Here is a 12085-nt window from a genome sequence, read left to right on the forward strand (position 1 = left end):
TTCGGCGAATGGCCCGATCGCTTTATCCGGATCGCTTTCCTCAGACAAAGCTCAAATTCGCGTGATCAGGGTCCGGAGGAAGGGAACGTCGACCTCTTCGAGGGAGCGCACGACGACCCGGCCCGGGGACGGCGCGATCGGGGCGACGGAGGGCACCGCGACGACCCGGCAGCCCGCCGCCTCGGCGGCCGCCACGCCGGTCGCCGTGTCCTCGATGACGGCGCAGAGCGCGGGGTCGGCCCCGACGCCCCGGGCGGCCGTCAGGTACGGCTCGGGGTGCGGCTTCGTGCGGACGACCTCGTCGCCGGCGACGGTGAGGGTGAACCGGTCGCGGCCGAGCGAGGCGAGGACCCGGTCGATGATCTGCCGGTGCGAGGCGGAGACCAGGGCCGTGGGGATGGAGTGCCGGGCCAGTTCGGCGAGGAGCCGCTCGGCGCCCGGCATGAGGGGGACGCCCCGCGCGATGCGCTGCTCGAACTTCTCGTTGAGCAGGACGGTCAGCTCTTCGAGGGTGATGTCGGCGCCGGTGGACTCGATGAGGTAGCCCGCGCTGCGGCTCATCGGGCCGCCGACGACGATGTCCCGCCAGGCCTCGTCCAGCCGGTGCCCGAGGTCGGCGAAGGCCTCGACCTCCGCGTCCCACCAGAACCCCTCCGTGTCGACGAGGGTCCCGTCCATGTCGAGGAAGACCGCCTGCAGGGCGGAGCTGCCGTTCGTACGGAACAGGGACGCGGGGACCGTACTGGTCATCCGGCACACCTCCATGGAGGGACGAGAAGGCCGGCCTCCCTCCCCGGTACGGGGAGGAAGACCGGCCTGCACTGGACCGACAAGTGTACGTCGCGATCACCGGAAACGCGCGGATTTACCCCGCGCCGTCAGAGTCCGGTCACCGTGCGTTGAAGTACTTCGCCTCGGGGTGGTGGATGACGATGGCGTCGGTGGACTGCTCCGGGTGGAGCTGGAACTCCTCGGAGAGGTGGACGCCGATCCGCTCCGGCTCCAGCAGGTCCGCGATCTTCGCGCGGTCCTCCAGGTCGGGGCAGGCGCCGTAGCCCAGCGAGAAGCGGGCGCCGCGGTACTTGAGCGCGAACATGTCCTCGACGTTCTCGGGGTCCTCCCCGCCGAAGCCGAGCTCGGCGCGGACGCGGGCGTGCCAGTACTCGGCGAGGGCCTCGGCCAGCTGGACGGAGAGGCCGTGCAGCTCCAGGTAGTCGCGGTAGGAGTCGGACTCGAAGAGCTTGGCCGTGGCCTCGCCGATCTTCGAGCCGACGGTGACGACCTGCAGGCCGACGACGTCGGTCTCGCCGGACTCCTCCGGGCGGAAGAAGTCCGCGAGGCAGAGGCGGCGGCCGCGGCGCTGGCGCGGGAAGGAGAACCGGGTCCGCTCGTTGCCCGCGTCGTCCAGGATGATCAGGTCGTCGCCCTTGGAGACGCAGGGGAAGTAGCCGTGCACGACGGCCGCCTCCAGGAGGTTCTCGGTGTGGAGGCGCTCCAGCCAGCCGCGCAGCCGGGGCCGGCCCTCGGTCTCGACGAGCTCCTCGTACGCCGGTCCGTCGCCGACCCGGTTCTGCTTGAGGCCCCACTGGCCCTTGAAGAGGGCGTCCTCGTCGAGCCAGGACGCGTAGTCCTTCAGCGGGATGCCCTTGACGACCCGGGTGCCCCAGAAGGGCGGGGTCGGCACCGGGTTGTCGGTGGCCGTGTCGGAGCGGCCGCCGGGCTCCGGCTCGGCGACCTGGAGGGCGGCGCCCGTGGTCTTGGCGACCCGGCGCTGCTTGAGCTCCGGCAGTACGGCTCCGGGGACGCCGCGCTTGACGCCGATGAGGGCGTCCATCAGGCGCAGGCCCTCGAAGGCGTCGCGGGCGTAGCGGACCTCGCCCTGGTAGATCTCGTGGAGGTCCTGTTCGACGTATGCCCTGGTCAGGGCGGCGCCGCCGAGGATCACGGGGAACTTCGCGGCGAGGCCCCGGCCGTTCAGCTCCTCCAGGTTCTCCTTCATGATCACGGTCGACTTCACGAGGAGGCCGGACATGCCGATGACGTCGGCGTTGTGCTCCTCGGCGGCTTCCAGGATCGCGGAGACCGGCTGCTTGATGCCGATGTTGACGACGTTGTAGCCGTTGTTGGAGAGGATGATGTCGACGAGGTTCTTGCCGATGTCATGGACGTCACCGCGGACGGTGGCGAGGACGATCGTGCCCTTGCCCTCGGCGTCCGACTTCTCCATGTGCGGTTCGAGGTGGGCGACGGCCGTCTTCATGACCTCGGCGGACTGGAGCACGAACGGCAGCTGCATCTGGCCGGAGCCGAACAGCTCACCCACCGTCTTCATGCCGTCGAGGAGGGTCTCGTTGACGATGTCGAGGGCCGGCCGGGTCTCCAGCGCCTCGTCGAGGTCGGCCTCCAGGCCGTTCTTCTCGCCGTCGACGATCCGCCGCTTGAGCCGCTCGTCGAGCGGCAGGGCGAGGAGCTCCTCGGTCTTGCCGGCCTTCATCGACTTGGTGGTGGCGCCCTCGAAGAGGGCCATCAGCTTCTGCAGCGGGTCATAGCCCTCGGCGCGGCGGTCGTAGATCAGGTCGAGGGCGGTGGTGACCTGCTCCTCGTCGAAGCGCGCGATGGGCAGGATCTTCGAGGCGTGGACGATCGCCGAGTCCAGGCCCGCCTTCACACACTCGTCGAGGAAGACCGAGTTCAGGAGGATCCGGGCGGCCGGATTGAGGCCGAAGGAGATGTTGGACAGACCCAGCGTGGTCTGCACCTCCGGCCGGCGGCGCTTCAGCTCGCGGATCGCCTCGATCGTCGCGATGCCGTCCTTCCGCGACTCCTCCTGACCCGTGCAGATCGTGAAGGTCAGGGTGTCGATGAGGATGTCCGACTCATGGATCCCCCAGTTGCCCGTGAGGTCCTCGATGAGCCGCTCGGCGATCGCGACCTTGTGCTCGGCGGTCCGGGCCTGACCCTCCTCGTCGATGGTCAGAGCGATCAGCGCCGCACCGTGCTCCTGAGCCAGACGGGTCACCTTCGCGAAGCGGGACTCGGGCCCGTCGCCGTCCTCGTAGTTGACCGAGTTGATGACCGCACGACCGCCCAGCTTCTCCAGACCCGCCCGCAGGACGTCCACCTCGGTGGAGTCCAGAACGATCGGCAGGGTGGACGCGGTGGCGAAGCGGCCGGCGAGCTCCCGCATGTCGGCGACACCGTCACGGCCCACGTAGTCCACGCACAGATCGAGCATGTGCGCGCCCTCACGGATCTGGTCCCGCGCCATCTCCACACAGTCGTCCCAACGAGCCTCCAGCATCGCCTCACGGAACTTCTTCGAACCGTTGGCGTTGGTCCGCTCACCGATCGCCATGTACGCGGTGTCCTGCCGGAACGGCACCGTCTGATAGAGCGACGCGGCACCCGCCTCGGGGCGCGGGGAGCGCTCGGGGGGCGTGAGGCCCCGGACCCGCTCGACGACCTGACGCAGGTGCTCGGGCGTGGAGCCGCAGCAGCCTCCGACCAGGGACAGGCCGTAGTCGCGGACGAAGTTCTCCTGCGCGTCGGCCATCTCGGACGCCGTGAGCGGGAAGTACGCGCCGTCCTTGGTGAGCACGGGCAGGCCGGCGTTGGGCATGCACATGAGGGGCGTGCGCGAGTGGCGGGCGAGGTAGCGCAGGTGCTCGCTCATCTCGGCCGGGCCGGTCGAGCAGTTCAGGCCGATCAGGTCGATGCCGAGGGGCTCCAGGGCGGTCAGGGCCGCGCCGATCTCGGAGCCGAGCAGCATGACGCCGGTGGTCTCGAAGGCGAGCGAACAGATCAGCGGCACGTCCACGCCCAGGGCGTCCATCGCGCGGCGCGCGCCGATGAGGCTGGACTTGGTCTGCAGCAGGTCCTGGGTCGTCTCGACGATCAGGGCGTCGGCGCCGCCGGCCAGCAGGCCCTCGGCGTTCTGCTGGTAACCGTCGCGCAGCACGTCGTACGCGATGTGGCCGAGCGAGGGCAGCTTGGTGCCGGGGCCGATCGAGCCGAGGACCCAGCGCTGGCGGCCGTCCTTGGCGCCGAACTCGTCGGCGACCTCGCGGGCGATCCGGGCGCCCGCCTCGGAGAGCTCGAAGATGCGGTCCGCGATCTCGTACTCACCGGCGGCGGAGTGGTTGGAGCCGAACGTGTTGGTCTCGACGCAGTCGACGCCGACCTCGAAGTACGCCTCGTGCACCGAACGGACGATGTCGGGCCGTGTGACGTTCAGGATCTCGTTGCATCCTTCGAGGTTCTGGAAGTCCTCGAGGGTGGGGTCCTGGGCCTGCAGCATGGTGCCCATGGCTCCGTCGGCGACGACGACTCGGCTGGCGAGTGCCTCGCGGAGGGCGGCGGCGCGGTTCCGGCTGTCAGCGGAAGGGGTCGGCAACGAGGCCATGGATGAGCTCCCTGGGATGCGACGGCTGTCGGCTTTGCACCCTCGGGGGAGGGTGCACGGGGCCAGCGTAACCGCGTGGGGGCCGGGGTGGACACGGCGTCCCACGGGCCGGACGGCATCCTGTGTGCGGGGACTCCCGGTCCTGCCCCTCCTTGGCCGACACTGTGTGGTGTGACGCAAGGTCGGCATCGACCGATAGTGTTCAGCATTGTCGAACAGTGTGAGAAGGGTGAGGGGCCGGGCGATGGCGAAGAACATCCAGTCGCTTGAAAGAGCGGCGGCCATGCTGCGACTGCTCGCGGGCGGCGAGCGCCGGCTCGGTCTGTCCGACATCGCGTCCTCGCTCGGGCTCGCCAAGGGGACGGCCCACGGCATCCTGCGGACCCTCCAGGCGGAGGGCTTCGTGGAGCAGGAAGCGGCCTCGGGCCGCTACCAGCTGGGCGCGGAGCTGCTGCGGCTCGGGAACAGCTATCTGGATGTGCACGAGCTGCGGGCGCGCGCCCTGGTGTGGACGGACGACCTGGCGCGGTCCAGCGGTGAGAGCGTGCACCTGGGGGTGCTGCACCAGCGGGGCGTGCTGATCGTGCACCACGTCTTCCGGCCGGACGACAGCCGCCAGGTCCTGGAGGTGGGGGCCATGCAGCCGCTGCACTCCACGGCGCTGGGCAAGGTCCTGTCGGCGTACGACCCGGTGGCGCACAGCGAGGTGCTGGAGGTCGAGCGGGAGGCGTTCACTCCCCGCACGACCACGGAGCTGGTCGACTTCGAGTCGCTGCTCGACATGACGCGGGCCCGGGGCTGGGCGGCGGACGTGGAGGAGACCTGGGAAGGCGTGGCGTCGGTGGCGGCGCCGATCCACGACCGGCGGCGGATGCCGGTGGGCGCGGTGGCGGTGACGGGCGCCGTGGAGCGGGTCTGTCCGGGCGGGGAGCTGCGCCCGGAGCTGGTGGCGGCGGTCCGGGACTGCGCCCGCGCGGTCTCCCGGGATCTGGGGGCCGGCCGCTTCTGACGCTCCCCCGCACGCTGCCCCGACAGCAGCGAACCCGCCGGTAACGATCGCGTTATCGGCGGGTTTTTCGCTTCCCAGACCCTTGACGTGCTGTTAACCCGGGGGCAAAACTTCCGTTCATCGGTCGGCATTGTCGAACACCTAACGGCAATACACGCTAGGGTGTGACAGTGCCAAGGGCCGGCAACGCCCTCACACGAGGGCGCGGACCACCGGAGGGACCCGGGGTTCGCCTTCCCCTGGACGAAGGACAAAGGAGTCGCGGGTGTCCAGCTCCGACATCTTCCTCGGCGAGACCATCGGTACCGCCGTACTCATTCTGCTCGGCGGCGGTGTGTGCGCCGCCGTCACGCTCAAGAGCTCCAAGGCCCGCAACGCGGGCTGGCTCGCGATCACCTTCGGGTGGGGCTTCGCCGTCATGACGGCCGTCTACATGACGGCTTCCCTCTCGGGCGCCCATCTGAACCCCGCCGTCACGGTCGGAATCGCGATCAAGGACGGGGACTGGAGCAACGTCCCGGTCTACATCGCCGGCCAGATGCTCGGCGCGATGATCGGCGCGGCGCTGGTCTGGGTGGCCTACTACGGCCAGTTCCAGGCGCACCTCGCGGACCCGGAGACCGTCGGAGAGAAGCCGATCGAGGGCCCCGGCCCGGTGCTCGGCATCTTCTCCACGGGTCCCGAGATCCGTAACACCTGGCAGAACCTGGCCACCGAGATCATCGGCACCGTCGTGCTGGTCCTGGCCGTGCTCACCCAGGGCCTCAACGACAGCGGCAAGGGTCTCGGCGTCATCGGCGCCCTGATCACCGCGTTCGTCGTGGTCTCCATCGGCCTCTCGCTCGGCGGCCCGACCGGTTACGCCATCAACCCGGCCCGTGACCTCGGCCCGCGCATCGTGCACGCCCTGCTCCCGCTGCCGAACAAGGGCGGCTCCGACTGGAGCTACGCCTGGATCCCGGTCGCCGGTCCGCTGATCGGTGGCGCCCTCGCCGCGGGTATCTACAACATCGCGTTCGCCTGAGCCGTCCTTCTTCCAGACCCCCTTGGAGCACACCGTGACCGACGCACACACCGCCGGCCCGTTCATCGCGGCCATCGACCAGGGCACCACCTCCTCGCGCTGCATCGTCTTCGACAAGGACGGCCGGATCGTCTCGGTCGACCAGAAGGAGCACGAGCAGATCTTCCCGAAGCCGGGCTGGGTCGAGCACGACGCCGCCGAGATCTGGACCAACGTCCAGGAGGTCGTCGCCGGCGCCCTGGAGAAGGGCAACATCACCGCCGCCGACGTCAAGGCCATCGGCATCACCAACCAGCGCGAGACGACGCTGCTCTGGGACAAGAACACCGGTGAGCCCGTCCACAACGCCCTCGTCTGGCAGGACACCCGCACCGACACCCTCTGCAAGGAGCTCGGCCGCAACGTCGGCCAGGACCGCTTCCGCCGCGAGACCGGCCTGCCCCTCGCGAGCTACTTCTCCGGCCCGAAGGTCCGCTGGCTCCTCGACAACGTCGAGGGCCTGCGCGAGCGCGCCGAGCGGGGCGACATCCTCTTCGGCACCATGGACTCCTGGGTCATCTGGAACCTCACGGGCGGCGTCGACGGCGGCCACCACGTCACCGACGTCACCAACGCCTCCCGCACCATGCTGATGAACCTCCACACCATGGGCTGGGACGAGAAGATCCTGCAGTCCATGGAGATCCCGGCCGCCGTGCTGCCGGAGATCCGTTCCTCCGCCGAGGTGTACGGCACGGTCAAGGGCGGCATCCTCGACGGCGTCCCGGTCGCCTCCGCGCTCGGCGACCAGCAGGCCGCCCTGTTCGGCCAGACGTGTTTCGCCGAGGGCGAGGCCAAGTCCACGTACGGCACCGGCACCTTCATGCTGATGAACACCGGCGACAAGATCATCAACTCCTACAGCGGCCTGCTGACCACGGTCGGCTACCAGATCGGCGACGCGCAGCCGGTCTACGCCCTGGAGGGCTCGATCGCCGTCACCGGTTCGCTGGTGCAGTGGATGCGCGACCAGATGGGCCTGATCAAGTCCGCCGCCGAGATCGAGACCCTCGCGTCCTCGGTCGAGGACAACGGCGGCGCCTACTTCGTGCCGGCCTTCTCCGGCCTGTTCGCCCCCTACTGGCGCTCCGACGCGCGCGGTGTGATCGCCGGCCTCACCCGGTACGTCACCAAGGCGCACATCGCCCGCGCCGTCCTGGAGGCCACGGCCTGGCAGACCCGCGAGATCACCGACGCCATGACGAAGGACTCCGGCGTCGAGCTGACCGCGCTCAAGGTCGACGGCGGCATGACCTCCAACAACCTGCTGATGCAGACCCTCTCGGACTTCCTGGACGCCCCCGTCGTGCGTCCGATGGTCGCCGAGACCACCTGCCTCGGCGCCGCCTACGCCGCCGGTCTGGCCGTCGGCTTCTGGCCGGACACCGACGCGCTGCGCGCCAACTGGCGCCGGGCGGCGGAATGGACCCCTCGCATGGACGCCGACAAGCGTGACCGCGAGTACAAGAGCTGGCTCAAGGCCGTCGAGCGGACCATGGGCTGGATCGAGGACGAGGAGTAGATCGACATGACCACCCTGCAGAGCGTCCCTGCCCTCGGGACGCACCCGGCTGCCGGCTCCCTGCCGAGCCGCGCCGAGACCCGGGAACAGCTTTCCAAGGCGACGTACGACCTCCTGGTGATCGGCGGCGGCATCCTGGGCATCTCCACCGCCTGGCACGCCGCGCAGTCGGGCCTGCGGGTGGCCCTGGTGGACGCCGGCGACTTCGCCGGCGCCACCTCCTCCGCCTCCTCCAAGCTGCTCCACGGCGGTCTGCGCTACCTGCAGACCGGTGCGGTGAAGCTGGTCGCGGAGAACCACTTCGAGCGGCGTGCGGTCTCCCGCCAGGTCGCACCGCACCTCGCCAACCCGCTCACCTTCTACCTGCCCGTCTACAAGGGCGGCCCGCACGGCGCGGCCAAGCTCGGTGCCGGTGTCTTCGCCTACAGCGCCCTCTCGGCGTTCGGCGACGGCGTCGGGCACCTGCTCTCCCCCGCCAAGGCCGCCCAGGACGTGCCGGAGCTGCGCACCGACAACCTGAAGGCCGTCGCCGTCTACGGCGACGACCAGATGAACGACGCCCGGATGGCCCTGATGACGGTCCGCGCGGCCGTCGACGCCGGCGCCACCGTCCTCAACCACGCCGAGGTCACCGGTCTGCGCTTCACCCGCGGCCGGGTCACCGGCGCGGAGCTGAAGGACCGCACCACCGGCGACGAGTTCGGTGTCAGCGCCCGCCTCGTGCTGAACGCGACCGGCCCGTGGGTCGACCACCTGCGCAAGATGGAGGACCCGAACGCGGCCCCCTCCATCCGCCTCTCCAAGGGCGCGCACCTGGTCCTCAAGCGGACCTCGCCGTGGAAGGCCGCCCTGGCCACCCCGATCGACAAGTACCGCATCACCTTCGCCCTCCCCTGGGAGGACATGCTGCTCCTCGGCACCACCGACGAGGAGTACGAGGGCGACCCCGGCAAGGTCGAGGTCACCGAGAAGGACACCTCCCAGATCCTGGACGAGGCCGCCTTCTCCATCCGCGACCAGCAGCTCTCGCGTGACCTCATCACGTACTCCTTCGCCGGCCTGCGGGTGCTCCCGGGCGGTCCCGGCGACACCTCCAAGGCCAAGCGCGAGACGGTCGTCACCGAGGGCCGCGGCGGCATGCTGTCAGTCGCCGGCGGCAAGTGGACGACCTTCCGCCACATCGGCCGCACGGTGATGAAGAAGCTGGAGCAGCTGCCCGGCCACCCGCTCGGCGAGGACTACGAGCCGGTGTCCACGCTGCCGAAGCGGCTGCCGCTGCCCGGCATAGCCAACCCCAACGCGGTCGCCCACCGGCTGCTCGTCGACGGTCCGGCGCCCGGCCCCCGGATGGCCGCCGACACCGCCAGGCACCTGGCCACGCACTACGGCTCGCTCTCCTTCGACATCGCCCGGATGGCGAACGAGAACCCCGAGCTGGCCCGCCGGATCCACCCGGACGCGCCGGAGATCTGGGCGCAGGTCGCCTACGCCCGCGACCACGAGTGGGCCGAGACGGCGGACGACGTGCTCCGCCGCCGTACGACGCTGACCATCCGCGGTCTCGCGACGGACGAGATCCGCGCCGGGGTCGAGTCGATGCTGCGCAAGTAACTCCCGTGAGCGCAGGGGCGGTTCCTCATCGAGGGGCCGCCCCTGACGCGTGCCATGCGCCGTCCACACGTCCGCAACACTCGGCGCGCAGAGTGGGGCCATGAAGTTTCAGGTGCTCTCGATCGTCCACCACTCCCCGCACCCGCTCACCGGCGAACTGCTCTCCGCCGCCGACCGGTTGGAGCAGGTCGTCACGCTCGGCGAGACCGCGGAACGGCTCGGCTTCGACGCGTACGCGGTGGGCGAGCGGCACGCGGGCGCGTTCCTCTCCTCGTCCCCCACCGTGCTGCTCGCCGCACTTGCCGCCCGCACCAGCCGGATCAAGCTGCTCACCGGTGTCACCGTGGTCGCGATCCTCGATCCCGTCCGGGTCGCCGAGGACTACGCGACCCTCGACCAGCTCTCCCGCGGCCGCCTCGAACTCGTGGTCGGCAAGGGCGCGGAGGCCGGCCACTTCGACCTCTTCGGCCTGGACGAGGATCGGCAGTGGGACCTCCAGAAGGAGAAGTACGAGCTGCTCCGCCGCCTCTGGACGGAGGAGGGCGTCGACTGGGAGGGCGAGTTCCGGCCCCCGCTGAAGAACGTGACGACGGTCCCGCGTCCGTACGCGGGTCCGCCCCGGATCTGGCACGGCTCGGCCACGAGCCTCAACTCCCCCGAGCTCGCGGCGAAGCACGGCGATCCGCTCTTCACCGCCAACGCCATCCAGCCGCGCGAGGCGTACGCGCGACTCATCGCCCACTACCGCGAGAAGTTCGAGGAGTACGGGCACGATCCGGCCCACGCGCGCGTGGCGGCCGGTTCCGGCGGGCTGCTCATCGCCGACACCCCCGAGCAGGCGGTCGGCCGGTACAAGGAGCTGTACGAGGCGAAGGTGCGGCAGAGCTTCAAGCCGCACCTGGAGGGGAAGGCCGGGTACAACACCCCGTTCCGCACGATCGAGGACGCGATCGCGGACGGCCCCCAGCTGATCGGCTCGCCGCAGCAGATCATCGACAAGATCCTCGGCTACCACGCGCACTACGGACACGACCTGCAGTCCGTCACGGTCGACACCTTCGGGCAGTCGACGGCGGAGCAGCAGGAGACGCTCCAGCGCTTCGCCGAGGAGATCGCGCCGGTGGTGCGGAGGGAGGCTCCGAGCACTCTGTGGGAGGAGTGACACCGCCGTGTGCGGAGGCGAGTTCCTGGGTAGTCGATCAAGGCCGCAAGGGTTTTCGGGGACGTCCGGGGACTGCGGGCGGCCCGCCGGAAAGCCGTAAGGTGGGGCCGTACGACAGGAACTTCGAATAAGGAGGCGCTGGGTGATCGAGCTCGAGGGGGTACCCGAGCTGATCGACCCGGTCATGGTGGCCGCGTTCGAGGGCTGGAACGACGCCGGCGACGCCGCCTCCACCGCGGTCGCCCACCTGGACCGGGAATGGAAGGGCGAGGTGTTCGCGGCACTCGACGCCGAGGACTACTACGACTTCCAGGTCAACCGGCCCACCGTCTTCCTGGACAACGGCGTCCGGAAGATCACCTGGCCGACGACCCGGCTCTCCGTGGTCCGGGTCGGCGGCGACAAGCCGCGCGACCTGGTGCTGGTGCGCGGGATCGAGCCCTCGATGCGCTGGCGCTCCTTCTGCAACGAGCTGCTGGCCTTCGCGCACGAGCTGGGCGTGGAGATGGTGGTGATCCTGGGCGCGCTGCTCGGTGACACCCCGCACACCCGGCCGGTCCCGGTCAGCGGGGTGACCTCCGATCCGGACCTGGCGCGGACGATGGACCTGGAGGAGACCCGCTACGAGGGCCCGACGGGCATCGTGGGCATCCTCCAGGAGGCGTGCACGCACGCGGGCGTGCCGGCGGTGAGCCTGTGGGCGGCGGTGCCGCACTACGTGTCGCAGCCGCCGAACCCCAAGGCGACGCTGGCGCTCCTCAACCGTCTGGAGGACCTGATCGGGCTGCGCATCCCGCTGGGCGAACTGCCGGAGGACGCGCGGGCCTGGCAGCTGGGCGTGGACCAGCTGGCCGCCGAGGACAGCGAGGTCGCCGAGTACGTGCAGACCCTGGAGGAGGCGCGGGACACGGCGGAGCTGCCGGAGGCCTCGGGCGAGGCGATCGCCCGGGAGTTCGAGCGGTATCTGCGGCGGCGCGAGCCGGGGACGGGGCCGGGCTCCGGTCCGGGCCTCACGACCGACGGCGGCGACTTCCTGAGGGATTCGGGGAGCGGCCGGACGCGCCCTCCCAAGCCGGAGCAGCGCGGGCCGGAGTCGGTCCCGGGGACGGATGCCACCGAGGATCCGGACGAAGCGGCCGAGGGCGCCGAGGAGGCGCGCGGCGGCTCCGAGGAGGCGGCCGGCGGCTCCGAGGAGGTGCGCGGCGCGGAGGGATCCGCCGACGCGTCTGAGGGGCCCGAGGCCTCCGCCGAATCCGGGACGTCCGACGGCGATGCGCCGGACGCGGACGGTACGGACGGCGCGGACGGGAAGTAGT

General features: G+C 70.4%; 8 protein-coding genes. 6 read left to right on the plus strand and 2 right to left on the minus strand.

Going from position 1 to position 12085, the window contains the following annotated elements:
- Window positions 1-51 precede the first annotated feature (51 nt).
- Entirely contained in the window at window positions 52-750 is a 699-nt protein-coding gene (locus ACN9M0_RS06640; RefSeq protein WP_366041179.1) for an HAD family hydrolase, read from the minus strand.
- A 139-nt stretch (window positions 751-889) separates the two neighbouring features.
- Window positions 890-4402 (minus strand): methionine synthase, encoded by a 3513-nt coding sequence (gene metH / locus ACN9M0_RS06645; protein WP_426403279.1) that lies wholly within the window; start codon window positions 4400-4402, stop codon window positions 890-892.
- Window positions 4403-4646: 244 nt separating this feature from the next.
- Between metH and ACN9M0_RS06650 the strand changes: the two genes are divergently transcribed.
- From ACN9M0_RS06650 to ACN9M0_RS06675, 6 genes are all read left to right on the plus strand, one after another.
- The gene (locus tag ACN9M0_RS06650; RefSeq protein WP_366042355.1) at window positions 4647-5411 is read left to right on the plus strand and encodes an IclR family transcriptional regulator; all 765 of its coding nucleotides are present in this window, start codon (window positions 4647-4649) and stop codon (window positions 5409-5411) included.
- Between the two features lie 265 nt (window positions 5412-5676).
- On the plus strand, window positions 5677-6435 hold the full coding sequence (locus tag ACN9M0_RS06655; protein ID WP_366042356.1) for an MIP/aquaporin family protein: 759 nt from the start codon (window positions 5677-5679) through the stop codon (window positions 6433-6435).
- 34 nt (window positions 6436-6469) lie between these two features.
- Window positions 6470-7996 (plus strand): glycerol kinase GlpK, encoded by a 1527-nt coding sequence (glpK, locus tag ACN9M0_RS06660; protein WP_366042357.1) that lies wholly within the window; start codon window positions 6470-6472, stop codon window positions 7994-7996.
- Window positions 7997-8002: 6 nt separating this feature from the next.
- Window positions 8003-9607, plus strand: a complete 1605-nt coding sequence (locus ACN9M0_RS06665) for a glycerol-3-phosphate dehydrogenase/oxidase (RefSeq protein ID WP_366042358.1) — start codon at window positions 8003-8005, stop codon at window positions 9605-9607.
- Between the two features lie 100 nt (window positions 9608-9707).
- A complete protein-coding gene (locus ACN9M0_RS06670) occupies window positions 9708-10769 on the plus strand; it encodes an LLM class flavin-dependent oxidoreductase (RefSeq protein ID WP_426403280.1) in 1062 nt (353 codons plus the stop codon).
- Window positions 10770-10911: 142 nt separating this feature from the next.
- Window positions 10912-12084: a PAC2 family protein gene (locus tag ACN9M0_RS06675; protein ID WP_399697724.1), complete on the plus strand. Its 1173-nt coding sequence runs from the start codon at window positions 10912-10914 to the stop codon at window positions 12082-12084.
- The last annotated feature ends 1 nt before the right edge of the window (window position 12085 follow it).

It is taken from the genome of Streptomyces sp. R-07 (assembly GCF_049913175.1).
GTDB lineage: Bacteria > Actinomycetota > Actinomycetes > Streptomycetales > Streptomycetaceae > Streptomyces.